16 protein-coding genes are annotated in these 26,414 nt (G+C 61.2%); 5 read left to right on the top strand and 11 right to left on the bottom strand.

Going from position 1 to position 26,414, the window contains the following annotated elements; translation table 11 throughout:
• Positions 1 to 527 precede the first annotated feature (527 nt).
• Together ACR52_RS17105 and ACR52_RS17100 are read left to right on the top strand one after the other, a co-directional pair.
• Positions 528 to 1,937, top strand: a complete 1,410-nt coding sequence (locus ACR52_RS17105) for a circularly permuted type 2 ATP-grasp protein (RefSeq protein WP_048726625.1) — start codon at positions 528 to 530, stop codon at positions 1,935 to 1,937.
• A gap of 2 nt (positions 1,938 to 1,939) precedes the next feature.
• Positions 1,940 to 2,890, top strand: a complete 951-nt coding sequence (locus ACR52_RS17100) for an alpha-E domain-containing protein (RefSeq protein WP_048726623.1) — start codon at positions 1,940 to 1,942, stop codon at positions 2,888 to 2,890.
• Between the two features lie 344 nt (positions 2,891 to 3,234).
• Here the strand turns inward: ACR52_RS17100 and ACR52_RS17095 are convergent, their stop codons facing one another.
• Positions 3,235 to 3,849: a hypothetical protein gene (locus ACR52_RS17095; protein ID WP_048726620.1), complete on the bottom strand. Its 615-nt coding sequence runs from the start codon at positions 3,847 to 3,849 to the stop codon at positions 3,235 to 3,237.
• Between the two features lie 494 nt (positions 3,850 to 4,343).
• On the opposite strand from ACR52_RS17095, the gene ACR52_RS17085 reads away from it, so the two are divergent.
• Positions 4,344 to 5,864, top strand: a complete 1,521-nt coding sequence (locus ACR52_RS17085; RefSeq protein WP_048726614.1) for a hypothetical protein — start codon at positions 4,344 to 4,346, stop codon at positions 5,862 to 5,864.
• 26 nt (positions 5,865 to 5,890) lie between these two features.
• Positions 5,891 to 7,660 (top strand): hypothetical protein, encoded by a 1,770-nt coding sequence (locus tag ACR52_RS17080; RefSeq protein WP_048726611.1) that lies wholly within the window; start codon positions 5,891 to 5,893, stop codon positions 7,658 to 7,660.
• Positions 7,661 to 7,705: 45 nt separating this feature from the next.
• Here the strand turns inward: ACR52_RS17080 and ACR52_RS17075 are convergent, their stop codons facing one another.
• Both ACR52_RS17075 and ACR52_RS17070 read right to left on the bottom strand, forming a co-directional pair.
• The gene (locus ACR52_RS17075; protein ID WP_048726607.1) at positions 7,706 to 9,961 is read right to left on the bottom strand and encodes an ATP-dependent DNA helicase; all 2,256 of its coding nucleotides are present in this window, start codon (positions 9,959 to 9,961) and stop codon (positions 7,706 to 7,708) included.
• A complete protein-coding gene (locus tag ACR52_RS17070; RefSeq protein WP_048726604.1) occupies positions 9,958 to 11,607 on the bottom strand; it encodes a VRR-NUC domain-containing protein in 1,650 nt (549 codons plus the stop codon). Before ACR52_RS17070 ends, ACR52_RS17075 begins: the two co-directional genes overlap by 4 nt.
• A 186-nt stretch (positions 11,608 to 11,793) precedes the next feature.
• Here ACR52_RS17070 and ACR52_RS17065 point away from each other — a divergent pair, with 186 nt between their 5' ends.
• Positions 11,794 to 12,018 carry a YgdI/YgdR family lipoprotein gene (locus tag ACR52_RS17065; RefSeq protein WP_048726600.1) on the top strand — a complete coding sequence of 75 codons (225 nt, stop codon included), beginning with the start codon at positions 11,794 to 11,796 and terminating at the stop codon, positions 12,016 to 12,018.
• 152 nt (positions 12,019 to 12,170) lie between these two features.
• Here the strand turns inward: ACR52_RS17065 and ACR52_RS17060 are convergent, their stop codons facing one another.
• The 8 genes from ACR52_RS17060 to ACR52_RS17025 form a co-directional block, all read right to left on the bottom strand.
• On the bottom strand, positions 12,171 to 13,595 hold the full coding sequence (locus ACR52_RS17060) for a polyurethane esterase (RefSeq protein WP_048726596.1): 1,425 nt from the start codon (positions 13,593 to 13,595) through the stop codon (positions 12,171 to 12,173).
• A 76-nt stretch (positions 13,596 to 13,671) separates the two neighbouring features.
• A complete protein-coding gene (locus ACR52_RS17055) occupies positions 13,672 to 16,782 on the bottom strand; it encodes an autotransporter serine protease (protein WP_048726592.1) in 3,111 nt (1,036 codons plus the stop codon).
• A 192-nt stretch (positions 16,783 to 16,974) separates the two neighbouring features.
• Positions 16,975 to 19,932 (bottom strand): autotransporter serine peptidase EprS, encoded by a 2,958-nt coding sequence (gene eprS / locus ACR52_RS17050; protein WP_048726589.1) that lies wholly within the window; start codon positions 19,930 to 19,932, stop codon positions 16,975 to 16,977.
• A 20-nt stretch (positions 19,933 to 19,952) separates the two neighbouring features.
• Positions 19,953 to 21,296 (bottom strand): TolC family outer membrane protein, encoded by a 1,344-nt coding sequence (locus tag ACR52_RS17045; protein WP_048726586.1) that lies wholly within the window; start codon positions 21,294 to 21,296, stop codon positions 19,953 to 19,955.
• A gap of 2 nt (positions 21,297 to 21,298) precedes the next feature.
• A complete protein-coding gene (locus ACR52_RS17040; RefSeq protein WP_048726582.1) occupies positions 21,299 to 22,600 on the bottom strand; it encodes an HlyD family type I secretion periplasmic adaptor subunit in 1,302 nt (433 codons plus the stop codon).
• Complete coding sequence (locus ACR52_RS17035) at positions 22,597 to 24,348, bottom strand: type I secretion system permease/ATPase (RefSeq protein WP_048726579.1); 1,752 nt, start codon at positions 24,346 to 24,348, stop codon at positions 22,597 to 22,599. Before ACR52_RS17035 ends, ACR52_RS17040 begins: the two co-directional genes overlap by 4 nt.
• 103 nt (positions 24,349 to 24,451) lie before the next feature.
• The gene (locus ACR52_RS17030; protein ID WP_048726576.1) at positions 24,452 to 24,820 is read right to left on the bottom strand and encodes a protease inhibitor Inh/omp19 family protein; all 369 of its coding nucleotides are present in this window, start codon (positions 24,818 to 24,820) and stop codon (positions 24,452 to 24,454) included.
• A 49-nt stretch (positions 24,821 to 24,869) separates the two neighbouring features.
• Complete coding sequence (locus tag ACR52_RS17025) at positions 24,870 to 26,303, bottom strand: serralysin family metalloprotease (RefSeq protein ID WP_048726573.1); 1,434 nt, start codon at positions 26,301 to 26,303, stop codon at positions 24,870 to 24,872.
• Positions 26,304 to 26,414: the final 111 nt, after the last annotated feature.

The raw sequence follows: 26,414 nt of genomic DNA, 5'->3' as shown, positions 1-26,414 counted from the left end.
CCGCTCCCTGAGCGGGCTTCTGTCGTGAGCAAGGTTCTGCAGTAAGCGGGTTTCCCGTGGAGATCGGGCTCCTCGTGGCGAGCGGGCTTCATGTGGCGAGCGGGCTTCATGTGGCGAGCGGGCTTGCCCCGCGTTGGGCTGCGCAGCGGCCCCAGAAAAAGCGGGAGCGCTGCGCACTCCAACGCGGGGCAAGCCCGCTCGCCACATGAAGCCCACTCACCACATGAAACGGGCTTGCCACATGAAACCCGCGGCCACAAAGGCTTGCTCGCCGCTCCAAGTTCCCCCATTGCAAGGTAATCACCGCCGTTGGACGTGTTTCGGCACAAGCATTGCTTAAACCATTCATCACCCACCTGCCATGCCTGGATACAGGAGCATTCGTTACCCCCCGACCCAGAGCCGACCCCATAAGAAAGTAAGGACCAGGCCTGTTGGCACGATCAGCCACGGGCTCATAAAAAAATGCGTTTTTTAAAGCGGCAGTGCCACCCCAACGCACCCCTCGGCACTGACAAGGTACTGGAATGGCTCGATCTTTCTTTGATGAAATGAATGACGCAAACGGCGACTGCCGTGCGCACTATCAGGACTTCTCCCGCTGGCTGGCCAATACGCCGCCGGAACTGCTGGCCCAGCGTCGCCGCGAAGCCGACTTGCTGTTCCACCGCGCCGGGATCACCTTCACCCTCTATGGCGACGAGCAGGACACCGAGCGCCTGATCCCCTTCGACATCATCCCGCGCAGCATCCCCGCCAGTGAATGGAGCGTGATCGAACGCGGCTGTATCCAGCGCGTCAACGCGCTCAACATGTTCCTCGCCGACATCTACCACGACCAGCGCATCATCAAGGCCGGGATCATTCCGGCGGACCAGGTGCTGGGCAACGAGGGTTACCAGAAGGCGATGGTCGGCCTGGACCTGCACCGCGACATCTATTCGCATATTTCCGGTGTCGACCTGGTGCGCGACGGCGACGGCACGTACTACGTGCTCGAAGACAACCTGCGCACCCCCAGCGGCGTGAGCTACATGCTCGAAGACCGCAAGATGATGATGCGCCTGTTCCCCGAAGTGTTCGCCAAGCAGCGCATCGCGCCGGTGGACCACTACCCCAACCTGTTGCTCAAGACCCTGAAAAGCTCCAGCCGCCTGGACAACCCCAATGTGGTGGTGTTGACGCCGGGGCGCTTCAACAGTGCGTTCTTCGAACATGCCTTCCTCGCCCGGGAAATGGGCGTGGAGCTGGTGGAAGGCGCCGACCTGTTCGTGCACGACCTCAAGGTGTTCATGCGCACCACCGACGGCCCCAAGGCCGTGGACGTGATCTATCGGCGTATCGACGATGCGTTCCTCGATCCACAGGCGTTCAACCCGGACTCAATGCTGGGCGTGCCCGGCCTGGTGGCGGCCTATTGCGCCGGCAACGTGGTGCTGGCCAATGCCATCGGTACCGGCGTGGCTGACGACAAATCGATCTACCCATACGTGCCGGAAATGATCCGTTTCTACCTGGACGAAGAACCGATCCTGCAAAACGTACCGACCTTCCAGTGCCGCAAGCCGGACGAGTTGTCCCACGTGCTCGCCCACCTGCCGGAACTGGTGGTCAAGGAAACCCAGGGCTCCGGCGGCTACGGCATGCTGGTCGGCCCGGCGTCCACCGCCGCCGAAATCGAGGACTTCCGCCAACGCATCAAGGCCCGCCCACACGCCTACATCGCCCAACCGACCCTCAGCCTGTCTACCTGCCCGACTTTTGTCGAAAACGGTATCGCGCCCCGGCATATCGACCTGCGGCCCTTTGTGCTTTCCGGCAAGGAAACCCGCCTGGTGCCCGGTGGCCTTACGCGAGTTGCGCTGCGTGAAGGCTCATTGATCGTCAACTCGTCGCAAGGCGGCGGAACCAAGGACACCTGGGTGGTGGAGGGCTGAGTATGTTAAGTAGAACCGCCGCAGATCTGTACTGGATGTCCCGTTACCTGGAGCGCGCCGAGAACCTGGCACGCATGCTGGAAGTCAGTTATTCGCTGTCGTTGATGCCCCAGGCCGGGCACACCGATGGCCTGGACGAACTGGCGATGTCGTTGCTCAGCAGCGGCACCCTCGACAGTTACCTGGAGCGCCACAAGCAGCTGGACGCCGAGCGCATGCTGCACTTCTTCGCCCTCGACGAAGAAAACCCCGCCAGCATCTACAACTGCCTGCGCGCTGCCCGTGGCAATGCCCACGCGGTGCGCGGGCGCATCACTGCCGACATGTGGGAAAACCTCAACGCCACCTGGCTGGAAATGCGCAGCATCGCCGCCGGTGGCCTGGCGCGGCATGGCATCAGCCACTTCTGTGACTGGGTCAAACAGCGCTCGCACCTGTTCCGTGGGGCGACGTCCGGCACCATCATGCGCAATGACGCCTACCGGTTTATTCGCTTGGGCACCTTTGTCGAGCGGGCGGATAACACCCTGCGGTTGCTCGATGCACGCTACGAGATGTTTGGCGAAGAGTCGGAAGAAGTCAGTGACTTGTCGGCACGCGGTTACTACCAGTGGAGCGCCCTGCTCCGCGCGTTGTCGTCATTCGAGGCCTATACCGAACTGTATCCAAATGCGCTGAATGCGCGGTCGGTGTCCGAACTGCTGCTGTTGCGCAGTGACGTACCGCGCTCGTTGCATGCGTGTATCGAGGAGTTGAGCCATATCCTCGCGGACTTGCCAGGCAGTTATGGCCGCGAGGCGCAGCGGTTGGCGGCAGAGTTCGAAGCGCGGCTGCGGTATACGGGGATTGATGAGATTCTGGAAGATGGGCTGCATGCCCGTTTGACGGAGTTTATCGATACCGTGCGGGAGTTGGCGCGGGCGATTCATAGTTCTTATCTGGAGATGGTCTGAGTTCACGCCAGTCACTTAACTGTCAATTGGGGTGATTGACCCTGATTGGGTACCGCTCTTATGTTGGGCAGGTGAAATGCCTCCCCATCATAAGAACAGGTACAGGACATGTCCGAACTCACGCTTACCCCCGCCGCCGCCCACAGCCTGTAACGCTGGCACGCCATGCTGGCCAGTCGCGACCTCAAAAAAACCAAGGGTTGAGGACCGTTACCCCGCTCTGTAGGGGATGCGTCCTGTGATGCTCCGCGTAACGACTTTAAGAGCGGACGCGGAGCGTCCTGGGCGGCATTCCTTTGTTGCGCGTGGGAACGATCAAAACGATAGTCAGTGAAGTCGCGAAATTATCGATTTGCAACAGTGTAGACAGTCGTCCGAAGAAGAACGGCATTCGCCTTATTGTCCACCCGGTCAAAGGCAATACGCACTTCGATCGTCAACCGCGTTCCATGTTTGAGCGTTTTAAACCAAGCGTGGTTGTCGGGGTTTTGACTCCACGCTCCTGAATGGGGATTGTTTGCAGCAGTCCAAGGCTCAAGCTCGACGGCCTGGTTACTACTGTTGGTCCCTTTATAGGTCAGCCAGATAAGTTGCGTATTGGCTTCCTGGAAGGGGTACGCCGCCAGACTCAACCGCGTAGCGGTTCCAAACCCAGTGACATTCAGCGTTCCGCCCGTGTCGATGCCGTCGATCAGCGGCCACGGCAAGTTGCCCTGTGGAATCGGCGTCACCGTCACCGTCACCGTCAACAAGTCCGACGGCACAACCGAGCCGGGACGCGAGACTGTGTATTGGAAGGAGCAGGTTTTGTTGGCATTCCCGATGTTTACGCCAATGGCTATAGCGGGTATTGGGAAGTCCACCACGCCGGTGACCACACCATTCTTCTCGGCAATCCTCGGCCCCCCCCAACCCGCAGCCCCATCCATGATGACCGTGAGCCTTTCGATGATGGACATCGGTGAGTATTGCACCCGAACCGTGGCGCCGCCTGTCGCGCTCATGGGGGCGAGGGTCACCGAATCACCCGAGCCGGTGGCCTGGATCAATATCGGTAAAGGGAGGGGCACCGGCAGTGTGTAGACGGGCGGCTCAGCATGCGCCAGGCCGGTGCCTCCATGGGAGCCGTCGACATCGCCTTGGATAGGGGTTCCAACAGTGGCTCGACAATGGGAGCCAGGAGGTTCGAAGCTTTTTTCTTGGGCATGGCGAGATTCCTTGCAGCGGTTCGCGGGTGGCTTACGTGCATCAAACGCCGAAAGTTTCTGTTTGCCTACTGTCAGAATTAACAGGTGCCGACGAGTGGTCGGTATCCCTCTGGCTGGCACCGTACCACTGGTCGCTACCTGTCAACTCTGACAGTAGACGACACTCCATTTCAGTTGTTTGATGTGCTTATAACGCACGCGTTTTCTTGCAGTCACGTGCATCGGCCTTTATCAGGAGAACGATCATGCCAGCCAAGAAAACCCAGACAGAAAGCGTGCCTGCAAATAAAAACGCCAAAGCAGGCGTGTCATCAAAAAAGACCTTGGTACTCGGAGAAAGTAAAAACCCCAAAAGCCTCGATCGCCTGTTCATTCCAGGCGCCACCCGAGATATCCAGGGGTATGACGCTGGTATCCCTGCCTGGCTGATTGAATATGACCTTAGGGTATCGGTACACAAGAACTGGGAGGCTGCAGAGGGTGATGTCATTCACGTCGGTTACCTGAAAGGCCCGGGAGAGTTGGCCTCACTGGCACGCGCGACGTTGTCGAAAGAAGATGCCGAAAACGAGAGCACTTACTACTTTTCGTTGAAAAAGGCAGACCTGCCGGATGGCACGTACCCTCTGGTCTACGCCGTGTACTTTAAAGGTGGACACGACTATCAGATTTCTACCGCACTGGTGACAGCGATTAAAACTGACCTGCCTGCGGGGCCTCACAATGGACCTGAGGAAGGTCATCCAAAGATCAAGTTCGAGCTATCGGAGAAAAAAATCACACCCGCGAATATCGCCCGTGGCGTTGACATAACCGTCCAGCCCTACCCCAACATGCATACCTTGGACAAAATCCATATTCGCTGGAGCAGCCTTGAGATCATCAAGCCAATTGCAGGCGTGGAGCAAATTACCACGATCAAAATCACCCATGCCGATATTGTTGAAGGGGGAGACGATCTCAGCTTGGGTGTCTATTTAATGCTTGTCGACTTTGTCGGGAACGTCTCAACGCCAGGGTCAGCGACCGTGACCGTGTCGGTAGATACGGACGAATCCAAGGTGGACGGCCCGGCAATGTTAACGAATGACCCCGAAGGCCTTATCGACCTGGAGCGGCTCAATGGCGAACCATTGGACTTGGAGTGTTATACCAGCGACGAGGTAGGCTTCATCGACGACCTCTACGATATAACCGTCCGCGCATATCCAAAACTTGGAGGTGTAGTGGTGCACCGTGGATTTGAAAAAATTACCAGGGCCGGCCGACCGGTAATACACCAGGTGCCTCACAGTATTGTCCGCGCCGCCATCGAAGGGCGGATGGTAGCCAGTTTTGTATTGAGAAAAACAGCTGAACCCTACGAAGTGTACTCCCGCCAAACCTCGGCCAAGGTCGTGGGCCAAGTCATCTATATTGACCCTCCGTTTTTTGAAAAATACGAAGGTCATGTCGTGGACCCAATACCGAGCTCCCTCGTCTTCGTCTGCCCCTGGTATGAGTGGCGTAAGCCCACGGATGAACTCACCATCGTCATCCTCCATGTGAAGCCAAATCAGGAAGCAATCATGTATAGCGACACGCGCGTCGTCGGTACGTCCTGGCCTGCAAATTCACCGGTCAAGCGCCTGGTTGAAAAGGCCGATCTGGAAAAGTTCGCGGGGCTCACCGCACAGATTTATTTCGTCTACCGGTCCAAACAAACCAAAGCAAGCTCACCGAACATCAACGAGTCGCGCCGCCAGGACATACGCTTCGGTAAATAAGGCTGCCCTCAAACAGGAGCTATGGTATGTCCAGCAAATCACGCAATTCGCAGGAACACGATGCAGCTTGGGGCGCACTCTCGATACCAGCATTGTTCCCTCCCCGGGAGGGTGATACAGACGCAGACGGCTACCTCGGCCAGCGCAGTGTCGACCACCCGTTGGTGGTGTATGCGCCCTTGCCCGCTAACGCTCACGAAGGTCAATTGCTTGAGCTGTACTGCAACAACGGGTTATTGCCCGTCGCCCATACGTTTGTCACAAGCGGCGACTTGCCTCACGGGCGCCTGCCCCTGATTCTGCCTGCGCGCTACATTAACCCCGATTGGATCGACCCTCTGGTGTGCCGCATCAACCTTACCGGGGAGTCCACTGCTCCCCTGCGTTTGGGCGTGAACCTGGAAACCCCCGCCAACAAAGACCCCGACCCTGCTCAGCCCGGCCATCAGGGCCTGGTCATCAACCTCCCTCTGGACGTGGTGATCAGTGGCGTCAGCGAGGAGCGAGCACGCGAGCACATCGAAGTTTTGCTGCAACCCTACCGGCATATGGCGGCCCATGACTGTATCCGCCTGTGCTGGGGTGATCAGCAGATTCTGTATTGGGTCGAGCCAGGGCGCGAGGGTTTGCCGGTTATGCTTCAAGTTCCCTATGCAACCATCATGAAGGGCCAGGACAGCAAAGCCTTGCTGGTCACGGTTCAAGCGCGTGGGTTCACGGGCAACCTGATGGATGCTTCGGCACGGTGGTCGGCACCGAGTTATGTGAAGGTCTACGTGCATAGCAACAAGTTAGTACCGCCAACCATCGAGCAAATGGACCCGGCCACCGCAGAGATCGAGCTTGAGCACCTGGCAGATGATGACGTATTGGCGTATGTGTTTGCGGCGAGCAATTTTTTTGAAGTCAACGACAAAATACATTTTTCCTGGCACACCACCGATGCTCAAGGACGGGCAATCAGCTATAGCGAAATGCGCCTTGTGAACAGGGTAGGCCAAACCTACTATTTCACCCTGCCCAACTCAGAGGCCCGGACGCTGGGCCAGGGTCACTTGACAGCATCCTACCGATTGGAAAAGCGTGACGGCGTGCTGAACTCCCCGGCAAGTTGTGCAACCGTACAAGGGCCTATAACGCAATGGCCGGCCGCCAAAATACAGAATGCCCTCAAAGAGGGACGCCTTGATCTCGACGGAGCCGACCTAAAGGTCACCATGCCTTACGCGAGCGGGTGGCGAGCTGGCACCTTGGTCACACTGGTCTTGCTGCGGCCCGATCCCAATGGCGCAGTGGAGTACCGTTTTAGCCGCAGCGCCGGCGAGTCGCGAGAAAGCGGGCAACTTGAATTCCTGGTGCCTGTCGACGAATTGGAACGCTTCAAAGGAGGGCTCGCACAGTTGTATTACGAGGCCCAAGAACCACCACTGTTATTGGGTGAGTCACGGCGCTTGCACCTGCAAGTCGGCCCTCTGGAGCCGCCCATGAACCCGCCGATCGTTGCCAATGTCTCTGGGCACAAGCTCGACCCCGACGATGTACCGGATGGCATACGTGTAACCCTTCAAGATACCCCGGTTGCCGACAACACCTGGTTGCACTGGGTAGGCCCCCGAGCGCGGATCGAAATTCCCGTCCCAAACCCAGGGAATGGGCAACTCACTGTGCCGGCCCGCTTTGCGAAGGATAACCTCGGCCACACCGTAAGTGTTTATTGGACGCATCGCGAGCCCGGGCATCGGGTGCGCTACTCGCAGGTATTGACATTGTTGATCGCCCAACGCCAATCGTCTTGAACGGCTAGTTACGACCCGCGCTATTACTCATGCGCCCACATGGGCTCAGCCGATCAACCACCACCTGGGGAGCAACTGCCGCACCCGCGGCTCCCCAAAACGGTCATCGATCAGCATCACCACGCCCTGGTCCTGCTGGCTGCGGATCACCCTCCCCGCCGCCTGCACGACCTTCTGGATGCCGGGATACAAATACGTGTAGTCGTAACCGGCACCAAAAATCGCGCCCATGCGCAGCTTCATCTGCTCATTGACCGGGTTCAACTGCGGGAGCCCCAAGGTCGCCACAAACGCGCCGATCAAGCGTGCGCCGGGCAAATCAATGCCTTCGCCGAACGCTCCGCCCAGCACGGCAAAACCGATGCCCTGGCTGTGCTGGGTGAACTGGTCGAGAAACGCCTGGCGCTCCGCCTCGGCCATGCCTCGCGATTGCAGCCACAGCGCAATCTTGGGGTGCCGTTCTGCCAACAACTGCGCTACTTGCTGCAAGTAGTCAAAGCTTGAGAAAAACGCCAGGTAGTTGCCCGGTTGCTCGGCGAACTGCTGAGCAATCAAGGCCACGATAGGCTCCAGCGAAGCCTGGCGATGCACGAAGCGTGTGGAGATGCGGTCAATAATCTGCACGCGCAATTGCTCGGCCTTGAAGGGCGACTCCACGTCGATCCATGCCGTGTCCGCCGGCAGGCCGAGCAGGTCGGCGTAGTAATGCCGTGGGCTTAACGTGGCGGAAAACAGCACGCTGCTGCGGGCCGCCGTCAATCGGGGCCGAATGAACTCGGCGGGCACCACATTGCGCAGGCACAGGGTTGAACGGCTGCGTTTGCCACTGAACTGGCGCTTGCTGATGTCGAAGATGAAGTGCTCATTGAACAGCTCGGCGACCTTGGCAAATTGCAGGGCTTCAAAGTAGAAGGCCTGCAGGTCACCGCTGAGAAACTCCGGGTGGTCGTTGAAGTAATCGCCCATGGCGCTGACACACAGGCTCAGGGCCTGCAGCAGTTTTTCCGGCCGGGCGGCATAGGCCTGATACGGCGCAACTTGATCCTTGTGCAGCGCATTCCATTCACGGTTAAGTCGCTGCAAGGGTCTCTTCAGCGGCTCGGGCGCGGTGTCACGCAGGGTCTTGAGGCTGTACTGGTCGAGGCTGGCGCTGTACATCGAGCGCGCGCGTTCCACCAGGTTGTGGGCTTCGTCCACCAGCACGGCGGCGCGCCACTGGTTGAGCTGGGCGAGGCCGAACAGCATGGCGCCGAAGTCGAAATAGTAGTTGTAGTCGGCGACGACCAGGTCGGTCCAGCGCGCCATTTCCTGGCTCAGGTAATACGGGCACACGGTGTGGGCCAGGGCTACGTCGCGCAGGTTGCGCTGGTCCAGCAGGCGCACCTTGGAGGCAGCCTCGCGCGCGGCAGGCAGGCGGTCATAAAAACCCTTGGCCAAGGGGCAGGAATCGCCGTGACAGGCTTTGTCCAAGTGTTCGCAGGCCTTGTCCCGCGCCACCAGTTCGAGCACGCGCAGCGGCAGGTCGGGTTGGCTGTCGTACAGCACGTGTGCGGCGTCGAGGGCGAGTTTGCGGCCCGGGGTTTTCGCGGTGAGGAAGAACACCTTGTCCAGCTGCTGGGGCGCCAGGGCTTTAAGCAGAGGGAAGATCGTGCCGACGGTCTTGCCAATGCCGGTGGGCGCCTGGGCCATCAGGCAACGGCCGGTGCTGACGGCTTTGTAGACGGACTCTGCCAGGGCGCGCTGGCCAGGGCGAAAATCTGCATGGGGGAACGCCAGGGTTTGCGCTGCGCCGTTACGGGCGTCGCGATGCTGCATTTCCTTGCGCGCCCACTCCAGGAATAACGCGCAGTGCTGGTTGAAGAACGCTTCCAGCTCTGGCGCCTGAAACCGTTGGTGCAGCAGGGTTTCACCCTCGCCAATAATGTCGAAATACACCAGCGCCAGGTCGATCTCCGAGAGCCCGAGCTTCTGGCACATCAACCAGCCGTACACCTTGACCTGGGCCCAATGCAGTTGCCGGTGGTTGGCGGGCTGGGCGTCGAGGTCGCCGCGATAGGTTTTCACCTCTTCGAGGCGGTTGCTGTCCGGGTCGTAGCCGTCCGCCCTGCCCCGCACCTTGAGCTGCAGGTATTCGCCTTCCAGGGCGACTTCGTTCTGGTAGTGCGCGCTGCGCCGGGACGCGACCGTGCGGTGCCCGACAATGCCTTCCTGGGCGCTGGGTGACGGGGTAAAGCGCAGGTCCAGGTCACCGACCTTGGCCGTGAACTCGCACAGCGCGCGCACGGCTACGCTGTAGCTCAAGCGGGCTGCTCCGCCCAGCGCACGTAGCAGACAGTGACCGGCATCTGGTACTCGCCGCAGAATTCCAGCCAGCGCAGTTGGTTATCTTGCAGGCGGTCGCCTGGGCCTTTGACTTCGATCATGCGGTAGGTTTTTTGCGCGGGCCAGAACTGGATCAGGTCCGGCATACCGGCGCGATTGGCGCGGATATCCAGCAGCAGGCGTTCAAACCAATAGCGCAGGTGTTGCGCCGGCAAGCAGGTGAGCGCTTGTTCCAGCAGCTCGTCGCTGAGCAGGTTCCAGAACACGAATGGCGACTGAATCCCCCATTTGTCCACGTAACGCTGGCGAATGGTGGTCTTGTAGCGTTCATCCAGCAGTTGCTCGAAACAGGCAGCAAACAGCGGCGCGCGGCGTTGATGAAAATCCTCGCTGTGCAGGTCCGCTGGCCCGCGCTGGAACGGGTGAAAAAACGCTCCCGGCAGCGGCGCGAAGATCGCGTCCCAGCACAACAAGCCGAACAGCGAGTTAATCAGGCCGTTTTCGACGTAATGCACCGGGGCATCGGGCTCGCTCAGGTGGGCCTGCACGCAGTATTCCACCGACATTAACGGTTCCGGCAATGCCAGCGCCAAGTCCAGCCGCGTGACGGCCCGTGGCTTGACCTTGGGCAAGGTCGGCTCCCCGAGCTTGCGCTGCAGGCGTGGCACTACACGCAGCAGGTGTTGCTGCTCGGCGGCACTTTCCGGCGCCTGTTGGGCAACACAGGCCAGGGCCATCGCCTGCGGATAATCCTCCTGACGCTCCAGCACGCGGATCAGTCGCGCACGCGCGCCGGGGTAGGCGCACGCCCGGTAGATCTGCGCGGCCAGGCTCAACTCGGCACTGCGCTCGCAATACTGGCCGACCTGGAACAGCAGCTTGGCCCGACGTTTTTCCAGCCAGGGGTTGTCGGTATTGAGCGTGGCGATTTGCGCCAGCACGTGCTCCACGGCCTCCCCGGCTTCAAACGCCTGCTGACACTGGTGCAGAAACAGAAAACCGTGCACATCGTCACGATGGCGCAAACCACGGGACTCGGCACAGAACTCGACTTTTTCGTAGGTGTAGATGCCCAGGTCAGCCAGCACGAACTCCGACCAGTCCTGGTGCAGGTTGCCGAAGAACATCAGGCGCAGGCGGTCACACAGGTCCATCACGGTGAGGCTGTACAGCGTGTCGGCGAGGTCGGGGCACCACTGGGCAAAGCTGCGGCTGTCGGTAAACTGTGTGGTCAGCGCTTCAAGCCAGTCGGTTTTCCTGGCCTTGGGCTGGTCGATCCATGGCGTGAAGGCACTGAGGATTTCGCCCTTTTGCAGCAACGCAAACAGCGCTTCAAACGCCAGCGGGCTTTGATCATCCACCCAACCCAGTTCCAGCAGCGGCCCGGCCGCCGCATGGGGGCAGCCGATCTCCAGGTAACTGAGCTTGCCCGCACGAAAATGCACGCCCTTGCGCATCACCATCCGCACCAATAACGCCTGGGACGCCTGCGGCAACCTGTCAAATTGCTGAATGAAATGCTGTTCGTCAGGATCGAGCAAATCGGCATAGCGTTGCCCCAGCCAGAGCAGCACCTGGCGGAAGTTATGCAGGTAATAGAGAGGATCGTCGAGGGGATTGGCCATGGCGCAAGGGGATCAAATACTGGTTATGCATACAGAGTGCCGTCGCGGACGGTGTGTTGCAATCAGTAATAGATAAATGGCGCACGCAACTTTTTGCAAAAAAGTGATCAGATAGGGAAGTTGATCACGTAACATTTGTTGCCCGCGGCCGCAGGCAGCGGGACTTTCAGGGTTAAGGTAAGGGTTATGAACATGAAGAATTTGGGTCTGCCACTGGTTGCACTCACTTTTCTGGTATTGGCCGGTTGCTCCACGCAAACCGTAGTGACACTGCAAAATGGCACGCAATATTTGACCAAGGATTCCCCAAAGACCAAAACCGCCGACGGCTTCTACGAATTCACCGACATCGCCGGCAAGCGCATCCGCGTCAAAGCCGATGACGTCGCCACCGTACGCAAAGAAGACTGACCCAACCCGCCCTATTCAATGTGGGAAACACCTGTCCAAATGTGGGAGGGGGCTTGCTCCCGATAGCACAGTGTCAGTCACTAAATAAATTGACTGACCCACCGCTATCGGGAGCAAGCCCCCTCCCACTTTTTTGACCGCATTCACTACCTTTAAGCAATAACAATCCCCTCCCCCGACAAACTACCCACCCCCACCAGCGTCACCGAATCCCCGCCAAAACTGATTACCGTATCCCCGCCCACCACCTTGGCGTGGTCGCGATAATCCGTGCTGCCCTCCACCCCGCTGAACAGCAGCGTGTCCGTCGGCTGATAGCCGATCACGCGGTCCTGCCCAAAGTGCCCACTGAACAGAAACGTGTTGTGGCCACTGCTGTCGCGGATCGTGTCATTGCCCTTGCCGCCTTCGATAAAGTCCGCAGCCTTGCCGCCCTGGATCAGGTCGTTGCCGTCGCTGCCGATGATGAAGGTGTTGCCCTTGTGCGGCTCGGCATTGCGGTTGAGGTCCTGCACCCAGGTGTTGGCCCGCGCGGGATCGGACAGGTTGGCGACAATCACCGTGGAGTCCCGGCTCATCTGGTCGTAGAACCCGGACGCCAGGATGCGCGTCATGCCGTCGCCATAGCCGGTGGGCAAATGGGAGATCCAGGTCGGCAGGTTGACGATGGAAAATGGCAGCACGTTCCACAGCGTCGACGCGTAATGATCGTTGAAGCTGACGATGTTGTCGGTGCTCGACTCATGGGGTTTGTCATGCACACCCAGCGACGAAAAGTTGAAGGACGAACCGTCCAGCGCGCGAAACACCGGGTCATTTTCATAACCGACATTAAGCACTTTGTCGCCCGCGCTCTGGGTCGGCGAGGCGTAGGCCACATAGTTGGCGTCCTTGTAGAAGCCTGACCATTTGTTGTTGCTCAAGTCGGCCATGCTGTTGACCGCCAGCCCGCCGAGGCTATGGCCGCTGACCACCACGTCCGTGCCGGACAGGCCATGAGCGGCAGCATAGTCCGCGACGTTTTTGAGCAAGCCACCGAAGGCTTCGCCCGCGTAGTTTTTCGCGTAGTCCCTGGGGCCCAGCGCGGCGAGCAAATCACTGACCAAGTCACCGATTGAATCGCTGATCAAGCTTTCCCGTGGCCCGGAGGTACCGCGAAAACCAATGCCGATTTCCAGCAACTTGCCGGCGTCATCGTACTTGCCCAGCACCTCGACCTGGGCCGTCGTGTAGCCAGCCTTTTCGCCAAAAAACGTACCCCGCGCGTCGACCTTGCCGCCATAGCCCAGGGTGCTGGCGCTGATAGGCGTCCAACCGGCTTTTTGCACCGCATCGAGGGCGGCCTTTTCCGAGTCGGGATTCCACGCAATACCGGGGATCACGCCCTGCGAATCAGTACTGCCCAGCAACGCACCCACCAACGTCGCCGGCAAACCGGTGCCCAACCCGTTGTGCTGATACCCCACGGCAAAGCCGTTATCGAGGTTGTGATAGCTGTAAAGCGTGATCGCCATCGCATCGGCAAACAACGCTTTCGAGCCCTCTGTGCCAAGGTTTTTATAGTCAAAGATACCCATGATGCTACCCCTCTTATTGTTATTGGACCCCCGCTGCAGGAGCGAGCTTGCTCGCCCCTACAGAGTGGTTAAACCATCAGAATGCCCAGTCGAGACTCAGGCCCACGCCGTGGACTTTCTCCTTGCTGGCCAACAAACCGTTGTAATCAAAGTTCACCCGCGCCTCCTTGCTCAGCGCCAGGCTGACCCGCGCGCCGACCAACGCCGCATCACGCACCATCGGCGCACTTTCCACCGCAAACGAAGGCCCGCCCGACGCAAACGCCAGGTGCTGCTGCGAGTCGGTGCTGCTCAGGTTGTGCTGCCAGCCCAGCGTGCCGGACACCTGCAGTTGCTGATGGTCATTCACATTGAAGGTCTTCAACGCACGCATGCCCAAGGTGCTCAACACCAGGTCGCGGCTGTCATCGCGGCTTTTCAACGCCGCGGCATCGCCCTTCTCGGTGACGCCATCGGTGTCCAGGTGCACGTAGGCCAGGTTGGCGAACGGTTCCAGGGCCAGCGGTTGCAGGTTGACGCGGTACGCCGCCTCGCCGAACACCTGGGTGCTGCGCGCATCGACCTTGGCTTTCTGCTTGCCGGCGACCTCACCGTATTGCAGGTCGCGCTTCACATCGGCGCGGTGCCAGCTGTAGGTCGCGCCACCGCTCAGGCGCCAGGCGCCGATCTCGTGCCCGGCGTACGCGCCGAGGTGGTAGCTGTCGACGGACGCGCGCGAGTGGGTGTCGCTGCCCATGTTCAGTGACGTGTCGCTGTAGCCAGCCACCAGGCCCAGGCGGGTGTTCTCGTCCAGCGCGCCGTCGACCCCGGCGAGCATGCCGCCGATGGAGGTGGTGGAGCCCGCCGTGTCACTGCGACTGTCGGTCTTGCCCCACGCGCCCAAGGCCTTGACCCACACGTTGCCACGCGCGTCGACGGTCTGGCTGGAAGCGCCCATCTCGCCATTCTGCAAGCGCTCACCCACGGCTTCACGCAGGTAGCGACTGTCATTGACCAGCGCGGTTTGCAACGCCGGGTAGATTTCCCCGGACAGTTGCTGGAACGCGCCTTGTGCCGAGGCCGCGTTCGGCGCCAGCAGCAGGCTTTCATACACCGCATTGCCCGCGCCCAATTGCTCGGCAGCGGCGGCGACGGAACGTTGGTTATCGGTAGCGCCTGCGCTGGCAAAGCTGTTGGCATTGCGCGCCACATCCAGCTGCACACCGGTGGCTGCATAGTTCAGCGTGCCGCCGATAAACAGGTAGTTGGGCAGCACTGCGCCGAAGCTGCCGGTGATGCCGCCGGCGGCCTGGAGGATGTTGTACTGGCGACCGATCAAGCTTTGGGCCTGCGCCCCGCTGAGCAGCGTCGGGCTGTTTTCCAGGGCCAGGGTCACCGCGCCGCCGTTGAGCGTGGCAGTGCCGCCCGCGACGATCCGATCGCTGTTGGTCGGCGACAGTTCGACTGCATAGGTTGAGCCTGCGTCGAAGGTCACATCCCCGGCCACATTCAGCGTGCCGATCGAATTACCCGGCGCCACCGTGCCGCCGCTTTTCGCGTTCAGCGAACCGATACGCCCCGAGCCGCCGACCACGCCGCTCTGGCTGACGGTGACGTCGGAGGTGAGCGAGCCATTAATCGCCAGCAGCCCCTGATTGACCAGGGTCGGACCGCTGTAGGTATTGGCGCCGGTCAGCACCAGCGCGCCAACCCCCTGCTTGGTCAGGCCACCATGGCCCGAGATGTCATTGCTCCACACGTCCAGCCCGCAATGCACGTCGGTGCACAGGCGCTGGGTAGGTTTACCGGCATCCACCACGGCGCCGATGCCCGGCAGGTCCGCAACGAATTGCCCGCTGCCATACGCGCCGTCAATACGAAACTCGGCCGGAATATCCTCCGCCGTGATAAACATGCCCGGCCCGTTGACCGCCTTGCCCAGGTTGATCATGCCCCAGCCGTACAACGCGTCGATACCCGGCGCGCCAAGGTCGGTGGCGGTGGTTTTGAGCAACGTGGAAACCTGCTCGCCGTTCATGTACGGGAAGCGCTCCATCAGCACCGCCGCACTGCCGGCCACATGCGGCGCGGCCATGGAGGTGCCGTTGAAGTTGGCGTAGTCGGTGGTGAGGTTTTCCAGGGTGGTGCCGTTGATCACCGAACTGTAGATCCTGGTACCGGGCGCCGACACGCAAAAACTCGCCGCATAGCCGCAGCGCGAAGAGAAGGTACTGATCACATAGGGGTCGGGGCTCGCGGTATTGGGGTTTTGCTGCAAGGCCGCCACCGACAGCCAGTTGGGCGCGATGTCCGGCACAAAGTACGCCAGGCCCGAGATGGCATCCGGGTTATTGCGGTTGTAGTCGTTACCGGCAGCGAAGATGGTCAGCACGCCGCTGCGCGCGGCATCGATTGCACCTTGGTAGGCGCCGCCGGCAATCGTGCCGAGGATCGGCCGGATGTTATCGAACTGCGCCTGCGCTTCATTGACGGTGAAATTCGGGAACGCCGGATCGCGGCCACCCTGGGCGTATGGGTCACCGATACCGATGCCCCAGCTGTTGTTGATGATCCGCGCGCCGCTGGCCACCAGTGCATCCCATCCGGCTTTGTACACTGCGCCATCGTTGCCGAGGATGATCCCGTCTTCAGGCCCTGGGTCACCGTTTTCAGCGCTGATGATTTGTGCGTCGAACGCTACGCCATGCATCGGCCCGCCGTCGCGATTACCCGCTGCAATGCCGCCGACATGGGTGCCGTGGTTGCCCAGCTTGCCGTTGGAACCGAGGGACGGCGTACCGTCATAGCGAAACGCATCGCCGGCCTTCACCGGGATGTACGGGTCGGTGTATTGGCGGATGCCCTCGGTGACGATCGTCACCACTTTGCCGGGGCTGGCGAATTCAGGATGCGGGGCGTACACGGGCTGGTCGAAGATGCCCAGTTTGACGCCCTTGCCGGTGTAGCCGGCGGCATAGGCGACGTCTGCATGCACAGCGCCCAGGCCCCAGTCGGCGTTGAACTCATTGCTGCGCCAACTCGCGGCGTCGCCGAGCTTGCCGGTTTCTACATAGGGTGCGGCCTGGGCGGTACCCAGGCTTGCCAGGCAACACAGCAACGCGCCGTATGGCACGCCGCTCAACGCCTTGAGCGGGTAGCCCGGGCCTGTGTGGATGGCGGTAGTTAACCCTGACTTGCGTGTATTCACGGTGACCTTCCTTAGTTTTTTCTTGGTTTTTTGATCGTTGATTGATCGTGCCCACGCCCCGCGTTGATCGTTGATCGTTCCCACGCTCTGCGTGGGAATGCAGCCCCGGACGCTCCGCGTCCCCAAGCGTGACGCAGAGCGTCACAAGCGGCATTCCTTCGCTGCGCGTGGAAACGATCTTCTGCGGTGTTTTCAGAACTGCCAGTTCAAGCTAAGCCCCACGCCTTGCGTCTTCTCCCGGCCACCCAACAGGCCGTTGTAGTCGAGGTTGATTCGTGTCGACGGGTTCAACACCAGGCTGGCCTGCACGCCCACCAACGCCGCATCACGCTGCAACGGCGAGCTGCGCACGGCGAACGACGGCCCACCGGCAACAAACGCCAGGTGTTCCTCGGATTCGACGGCGGTCAGGCTGTGTTGCCAGCCCAGTGAACCGGACAACTCCAACTGCTGGCGATCCGTGAGGTGAAGGGTTTTCAGCGCGCGCACACCGAGGGTGCCGAGCACCGCATCACGCCGATCACTGCCGCGTTCCAGCGCAGCGGCATCGCCTTTTTCATGGAATGAATCGCTGTCGAGGTGCACATAGGCCAGGTTGGCGAACGGCTCCAACGCCAGCGGTTGCAGCTGAACGCGGTACGCCGCTTCGGTGAACAATTGCGCACTGCGCGCATCCAGCTTGGCCTTCTGCTTGCCGCTGACCTCGCCGTACTGCAAATCGCGTTTCACATCGCCGCGATGCCAGCTGTAGGCACCGCCGACGCTCAGGCGCCAGTCCCCCCATTCGCGCCCGGCATACGCGCCCAAGTGATAACTGTCGACCGAAGCCGAAGAATGTGTGCCTCTGCCCATGCTCAACGAACTGTCGCTGTAACCGGCCACCAGCCCTACGCGCGTCTGCTCATCCAGCGCGCCGTCGACGCCCATCAGCAAGCCGCCGAGGGAAGTGGTGGCGCCGGCTGTTTCGCTGCGGCTGTCGGTATTGCCCCAGGCGCCGAGCGCCTTGAGCCACACGTTGCTTTCACCCGTGACCGGCACATGCCGCAGCCGCTCACCCACGGCATCGCGCACCTGGCGACTGTCGTTGATCAGCATCGCGCCAATCGCCGGGTAGACCTCGCCAGACAGCTGCTGAAAACCCTGCTGGGCGGTTGCCAGGGAGTCGGAGCGCAGCACGCTTTCATACACCGGGTTGCCGGCGCCCAGTTGTTCGGCGGCGGCCGCGACCGCGCGCTGGTTACGGGTGGCGCCTGTGCTTGCGAACGTGGCGTCATTGCGCACCACATCGAGTTGCACACCATTGGCGGCATAGTCGAGGTTGCCGCCGAGGAACAGGTAGTTGGGCAAGATCCGGCCGAATTGCCCCTGAATGCCGCCGGCCGCCTGAAGAATGCTGTATTGCCGGCCGATCAGGCTTTGCGCTTCAGTCTGGCTGAGCAACGTCGGGCTGTTTTCCAGCGCCAGCGTCACGCTGCCGCCACCCAATATGGCCTTGCCGCCGGCGACGATGCGGTCGCTGCTGGTGGGGGTCAGTTCCACGGCGTAGGTCGACCCCGCGCCCAGGTTCACATCGCCGGCCACCTGCAAGGTGCCCACCGAATTGCCCGGTGCCACACGGCCGCCGCTGTTAACCGACAGCGCCGCAATACGCCCATTGCCACCCAGGGTGCCGTCTTGATTAACCGTCACCGCCGAGGTCAACGAACCGTTCACCGCCAGCAAGCCGCCGTTGACGGTGGTTGCGCCGCGATAGGTGCTGTCGCCACTGAGGACCAAACTACCGGCGCCGGACTTGATCAGGCTGCCCTCATAAACGCGGTTCGCGGCGGCCTGGTCGCGTGCGCTGCCGACCGCGTAATCAGTCTGGTCCTGCTGGCTGGCCGTGGCGCTCACGCCGTTTTGCCAACCCTTGTCGATCAGGGTTTGCTGCCAGGCGGTGTGTTCGACACGGTCTTCCGACTGACGCTGAATCAGCGCCTGATCAGAGATGCCATTGCTCCACACATCGCCCTGCCCGGCAGCCAGGCTGACGTCCATTGCCCCAAGCAACTGCCCCGGCCCGTGCATCGCCCGGCCCAAGTCCGGCACGCCCCAGCCCACGGTTGTGTTGGGCGCCTGGGTGAGCGAGCCGTCAAGTTGGGTGGCGGTGGTCAACAGCACCTGCAACGCCTGCGCGCTGGTCATGTAGGGGTAGCGTTCCATCACCAGCGCCAAGGCGCCCGTGGCATGGGGTGCCGACATCGAAGTACCGGACTTCACCCCATAACCGCCCTCGGGAATGGTGCTATTGATCAACGCCCCTGGCGTGGAAATGCACCAGTATTTGGCAATACCGCACTTGTTGTATTTCTGGTTATTCGCCTTGTCCAACCCCGACACCGCGAGCCAATGCCCCTCCAGCTCCGGCTGGAAATACGGCAGCGCCGAACGCACGCTGGCATTCGCATACCCGCTGTTGCCAGCGCTGAACACATTGATCACGCCTGCCTTGGCCACGTCCGCCGCCGCATCCAGCCAGGTGCCCCGGTTGTAGTGCTGGGCGTAGGCCGCGTGCAGGTCACCGAGGGTCTGGTAGCTGACGTCCCTGGGTTGGCTGCCCCAGCTGTTGTTGATCGCGCGCACGCCGGAATCCACCAGGGCGCTGTACACCGCCTTGAAGTACTTGGGGTCCGGGGTCGGGCCAAACAGGAAACTGTCGTTGGCGTTGGTGTTGCCTACGTAGACTTGCGCGTTGTACGCCACGCCGTGCATGCCCACACCGTCGCGGGCTGCGCCCATAGTGCCGGTGACGTGGGTGCCGTGGGAGTCGTTATTGGGATTGAGCGCGCCCGTGGTGCTGAAGGAGCTGCCATCGACGTAGGTGCCGCTGGCGGTGACCGGGTGGAAACGGTCTTTGGCGGCTTCCGGGTGATTGGCGTCGAAGCCCGAGTCCAGCGCGCCGATTTTGACCCCGCTGCCGCTGATGCCAGCGGCATAGGCTTCGTTGGCTTTCATGCGGTCCAGGCCCCAGTCACTGAGGTACTCGGCGGAACGCCAACTGACCGCGTCGCCGGGTTGGCCGGTCTCGGTGTATTGCGCGTGTGCCGCAACGGACAACAGCAGCAATGAACCAGCGGTAAAGGGTTTGAAGCGCGGTGAATCAGTGATCATCAAAGCGATCCTTTTTGTTGTTATGGATGCCCCGGCACAGGGCCAAACGCCTCATCGACTTTCGCCAGGTCGGTGTCGCGCAGGTTGCCCGCGTAGTAGTGCAATTTGGTCCAGGCCATCAGGTAGTCGTAACGCGCTTGGGCCAGGTCGCGTCGGGTGCTGTAGAGCTGCTGCTCGGCGTTGAGCGCATCGAGGTTGACGCGCTCGCCGCCGAGGATGCTTTGCTGGGTCGACACCACCAGCGCCTCGGCGGAAGCCAGGGCTTTCTGGTAGGCGCGCAGCTTGCTCACGCCCGACAGGCACGCGCTGAACTGGCGGCGCAGTTCGATCAGGGTTTCGCGGGTCTTGCCTTCCAGCTCGTACTCGGCCTGTTCCATGGCGCGGCTGGCCTGGCGGGTGGACGCCGAGATGCCGCCACCGGCATACAGGGGCAGGCTGACTTCGACGCCGATGGTGTTGGTGTCGTAGCGCTGGTTGTAGGTGTTGCCGCTGTCGGATTCCTGCTGGCGGGAACTGGCATATGCGATGACCTTGGGCAGGTGCCCGGCGCGGTTGCGTTCCACCTCATAACGCGCCACTTCCAGGGCCTGGCGCTGGGACGCAAGCGTGGGGTTATTGCTGATCGCCAAGGCGTGCCAGGTGTCGTAGTTGGCCGGCGTCAGCGTGAAGGCGGCGAAGCTCTGATTCAGCGGTGCGAGGTCGTGGATGTTGACGCTCTGCACACCGATCAATGCGCCCAGTTCTCTTAACGAGGCGTCCTGTTCATCCAGCGCCTGGATCTCTTCAGCAGTCGCTAACTCATAGCGCGATTCCGCTTCGAGAATATCGGTGCGCGTGCCCTCTCCCTGCTGGAACAGGTGCTGGTTCTGCTGGAACTGCTGCTCGAAGGCTTTCTTCTTGGCACGGGCGATGTCGATCTGGTCCTGGGCAAACAGCGCCTGGGTGTAATAGCTCAGCACGCGCACCAGCAACGCCTGGCTCTTGTCGCGAAAACTTTCATCGGCAAACAGCGCCTGGGCCACACCCTTGCGGTAGTTGGCGTAGGCCTCGTAGTCGAACAGCGGCTGTTGCAGGCTGAAAGTGGAGCCGTAGCTGTTGTAATTGCGGTCGTCGCGATAGCTGCCGCCGCGCCCGTCCGGCAGGTGCGCTTCGGAGTTGTTGCGGCCCTTGTTGTAGTTGTAGGAGAGCCTCGGCAGCAGGCCGGCGCGGCCGATGGTGCGGTTCTCCAGGCCGGCGTCGCGCTCTTTGATTGCGCCGAGAAATACCGGATCGTTACGCAGGGCCTGCTCGTAGACATCGAACGGGCCCATGGCCGCCTGGGCACTGGCGCAGCTGAACAACAAGGCGATGAACACAGGCTTCATGTTCATTCCTCGGTCAACGCGGAGCCGGCGCGATCCAGCAGCGGCTTGAACAAGTAATTGAGCAACGAACGCTCGCCGGTGCGCACGAACATCTCGGCAGGCATGCCGGGCTTGATCACCAGGCCGTGGAGTTTCTCCAGCGCGGCCGCACTGACGGTGGTGCGCAGCACGTAATACGGCGCTCCGGTTTTTTCATCGAGCATCTGGTCGGCGGAGATCAGGCTCACCTCCCCCGGCACACGCGGTGTACGGCTCTGGTTGAAGGCGGTGAACAGGATGTCGACCGGCAGGTGGGTACCGACCTTGTCCACCAGATGCACCGGCAAATGCCCTTCGACTTCCAGGCGCGTGCCCTGGGGCACGATCTCCAGCAAGGTTTCACCGGCGCGCACCACGGCACCTTCGGTGTGCACGCCGAGGTTGACCGCGATGCCATCGGCCGGGGCGTTGATTTCGCTGTGCTGCAGATCGAAGCCGGCGGAGGTGAGTTGCTGCTCCAGGGTCAGGCTGCGCAACTGGGCGTCGGCCAGTTGGCTGCGTACTTCCTTCTGATATTCCTCGCTGTGCTGCTGCAATTTGAGCCGCGACTCGAGGATGCCCTGCTCCACGCGGCCACTTTCGCCGGTGTTCTGCGCCAGGTCCTGTTGCACCTGGGACAGTTGGCGCTGGTATTCCATCAGCCGGTTGCGCGGGATATAGCCGTTGTCGGCCAGGGGTTGCAGGTTACCTAGTTGGTCGCGCAGGGATTGGGCCTGGGCGGTCAGGTCGCTGCGGGCACGGCGCATACCATTCAATTGCGCCGAGGCGCCATCGATGTTCGCGCGAATGCCTGCCTGTTCACGGGAGAAGGCTTCGCGGCGGCTGCTGAACAGTTGGCGCTGGCCTTCCAGCACCAGCGCCAACGCCGGATCGGGGTTGGCGCTCAGTTCGGCGGGAAAGGTGATGCTGGATCGGTTATCCCGCTCGCTCTGCCACCGCGCCACGCTGGCCCAAGCCATGCGGTATTGGGCTTGCAGGGAGTGCACGTCGGCCTGGTTCTGGGTCGGGTCGAGGCGAAACAGCGGCTGGCCCTGCTTCACTGCTTCGCCTTCACGCACCAGAATCCGCGTGACCACGCCGGGGCTGAGGGTTTGCACGGCCTTGCGCTTGCCGGAGACCACCACGGTGCCTTGCACCGGGATGCCCTGGTCCAGCGGTGCCAGGCTGGCCCAGAGGAAAAACCCGCCGGCGCCGACCACGGTCAGCAGCCAGCCCATGCGCGCAAAAAAGCGCGCGTCGCGTTGTTCAAAAGTGATGCTGCTCATGCGCCTGGATTCCTTCCGGCCTGGTACTGACGACTGAAACTGACGCCGGGTTTGTCCTTCGGCGCTTCCTGCTGACCCGATAACGCGCGCAGCACTTCCTGGCTCGGCCCGAACGCCTGCAAGCGCCCTTCGTTGAGCACCAGCAACTTGTCGGCCTGGGCCAGCGCCGAGGAGCGATGGGTGACCAGAATCACGCTGCTGCCCTGGGCCTTCATCTGCACGATGGCACTGGCCAGCGCGGCTTCACCGACGGTGTCGAGGTTGGAGTTGGGTTCATCCAGCACGATCAGCCGCGGCCCGCCGTACAGCGCGCGGGCCAGGGCCACCCGTTGTTTCTGGCCGCCGGAGAGGCCGCCGCCGTTGTCGCCCAGCACCGTGTCGTAACCTTGCGGCAGGCGCAGGATCAGCTCATGCACGCCGGCTTGTTGCGCCGCGCGCACAACCCATTCAGGGTCGGCATCGCGAAACCGCGCGATGTTGTCGGCGATGCTGCCGCTGAACAGTTCGATGTCCTGGGGCAAGTAGCCGATATGCGGGCCGAGGTCGTCGCGGTCCCAGCGGTGAATGTCCGCGCCATCCAGGCGCACGGTGCCGGCCAGCGTCGGCCACACGCCGACCAGCACGCGCGCGAGGGTGGATTTTCCGGAGCCGGACGCACCGAGCACGCCCAGCAATTCGCCTGCGCCGAGCTTGAAGCTGGCCTGGTGCAAGGTCGCCACACGGCGACCCGGCGGCCCGGCACTGACGTGTTCGAAACTCAGCTGGCCCTTGGGCGCGGGCAAGGCCATCGGCTCGACTTCCGGGGGAAATTCGCGCAGCAACTCGTCCAGGCGCTGGTAGGCCAACTTGGCCGAACTCCACTGCTTCCACACTGCAATCAACTGGTCGATAGGGCTGAGCACGCGGCCCATCAGGATAGAACCGGCAATCATCATCCCGGCGGTCATATCGCCCCTGATCACCAGCAATGCGCCCAGGCCCAGCACCAGCGATTGCAGGCACAAGCGCAGGGTTTTGCTCAAGGAAGTGATCACCGAACCGGTGTCACTGGCTTTGTTCTGCAAACCGAGGAACTGCGAATGCACGGCAAACCAGCGCTTGCGCAAGGCGCCGAGCATGCCCATGGCCTGGATCGTCTCGGCGTTGTGCAAATGGCTGGTGGCCAGTTGTGTCGATTGCTGGGAGAAACCACTGGCCTCCCCCAACGGTTTTTTGGTCAGGTACTCGTTGAGGCAGGCCAGCGCGATCAGCAGTACGGCGCCCGCCGTGGCCAGTACGCCAAGCCACACGTTGAACAGGAAAATCACGAACAAGTAGATCGGAAACCACGGCGCATCGAAAAACGCGAACAGCGCCGGCCCCGTGATGAATTGGCGGATATGGGTCAGGTCGCCGAGGGATTGCCCTGCATGCCCCTGGCCGCGCTGCAGGTTGCGTTCAAACGCAGCCTTGTAGACGCGCAAGTTGAAGCGCCGCTCCAACTGGCCACCGATGCGGATCACGATAAAACTGCGGATGACTTCCAGCACGCCAATAAACGCGAAGAAACCGACGACCATCAGCGTCAACATCACCAGGGTGGTTTCATTCTGGGAGGACAGCACGCGGTCATACACTTGCAACATGTAAATCGAGGGCACCAGCATCAACAGGTTAATCAATGCCGTGAAGCAGCCGACACTGATCAACATACTTTTGTATTCACCCAGCGCCTTGAATAAGGGCGCAACGCCATGGGGCTTTGCCATATCTTTTGATCGTCCCTGAATCAAATTTCGCGCAACAGTTGCCCCAACCCCGAACAAAGGGCGGCCAACTAATAAAATCAAGTTATAAGCTTATAGCCTGCAACTAAGGTATTCGTTGCAATACAACTTCGGCACCGGAAGGCGTGCGTCCTTTATATTCGCCGTCTTTCTGGCGATTTAAATGGGTAATTCCCGTGCCTTCGGCGTTCATCAGCCAAATACCGTCCGGTGTCGGCGACCAGGTCAAGAGTTTGTCTCCCAGCCATTGCCCGGCACAGGCCACATCCCCCCCCAGGGCGTTGGCCTGCTCCAGCAGGTCCAGCGCGCACACCTGATCCTGCTGGTGCAATTCCCAATGCCCGGCCAACTGCGCGGTGGTGGGTAAAACAAGACTGCTAGCCATTGCATGGGCTCCTGCCGACACGAACAACACCTGCATAACGCGGGCGATCAATTGGGGAAAACGTTGCATCTTCACGCTCCATCCTGGAAGCGCGGCGCCGAAACGCCGCGCTGTTACATCACGCCACGATGTCGCTGACCGCCGCCTGGCCTACGGTGGTGACGAGGAAATCCGCCACGCCGTGCCCGGAGAAGTCCACCGCCAAGCTGCCCAGGTTGGTGCCCGAAGCGTAGGAAAGTACCGCATCGCCGGCATGCCCGGTGAAGGCGTTGACGAAGGTCAGGCCTGCCCCTTTGGTAATGCCGGAGAGGTCGATCTTGTCGGAACCCGAGGTGAAGTCAAAGATCTTGTCTGCCGCCCCAGGCCTGGAATCGGAACTGGCACCAAACACAAACGTGTCGTTGCCGGCGCCGCCCCACAGTTGGTCCGCACCGCCACCGCCGTAGATGAGGTCGTTGCCGGCCCCGCCCTTGATCAGGTTGGACGCGTTGTTACCGATGATCAGGTCGTTGCCTGCACCACCGAACGCGTTCTCGACGGTCACGCCCTTGGCGATGGACACGTTGCCCACCAGGCCGCCAACGTCGGAGAACGAGGTCTCATTGAGGTTGATCTTCTGGTTTTGAGTGAAGCCAGAGAAGTCCAGGGTGTCGTTGCCACCACCGTCCCACACCGAAAACACCAGCTTGTCGGCATTGGACGTGGCGCTGAGGAAATCACGCCCTGTGTTGGAGTTGAAACCGTAGGTGGTGTCGCCGGCGCGGGTGTTGTAGTTGGCGCCGTAGAGCTTCTGGATCGCGGCGATGTCGTCGATCAGCGGCCCGGAAGCATAAGCCTCGACCCCGCCTTTGCTGAAGTTCTGGTTGGTATTGCTCTCGCTCCAGTAACTCATGAGGCTGTAGCCGCGCGTGTCCTGTCCATAGGTCGCGTCGTTGTAGGTCGGGTTGCCATTCCCGGCGTTGTAGTCGCCAGGGTGAGCCAGGCCCAGGGTGTGGCCGATCTCGTGAGTGAGGGTCTGCCGGCCGTAATTGTTCAGGTCCGGTGTCTTGTTCGGCGTGTAGCTGTTGTTGGTCAGGTACCACGACGTGCCGTCGTAGCCTGCGCCGGTGCCGGGCAGGTAGGCGAAGGCTGCTGCGCCGTCCTGGCCGCTGCTGTAGTTGCCGAAGGTCATGTGGCCATCACCGCCACTGGCTTTCTCGGTGAAGGCGACGTTGGCCACGTCCGACCAGGATTGCATGGCCAGTGCGGCCTGCGCTTTCTGCTGGGTGTTGAACTGGCTGAAGCCTGCGATGCCATGTTTGTTCAGGGTGCTCGACGAGGCGGAGGTCAGGAAGGTGTAGGTCAGGTCGATCTTGCCGTTGCCGTCAACGTCCCGGTACGCGGCGCCGTCGCGCAGCAGCTGGGTGGCTGCCTGGTCAACGGAATAGGAGGGTTTGCCATTCACCGTGAGGTTGCCGCCACGGTCGTACAAATGGCTGAAGCTATCGATTTGCGAGTAAGCGGTGCTGGCTTGCGCGGCAGAAACAATAGCCTTGTCTTTTACTTTTGACATAAACGTACTTCCTTGTTTTGCAAGTGCATCAGTCTTGGGTCGATAGGAACCCCGCTGGCGAGATCGTCCTATCACTCGCCTCTTTTGAAGGCGTAACGAAACTGACACAAC

The organism is Pseudomonas fildesensis, assembly GCF_001050345.1.
In the GTDB taxonomy this organism is placed as follows: domain Bacteria; phylum Pseudomonadota; class Gammaproteobacteria; order Pseudomonadales; family Pseudomonadaceae; genus Aquipseudomonas; species Aquipseudomonas fildesensis.
This window is presented reverse-complemented; position numbering and strand designations above follow the sequence as displayed.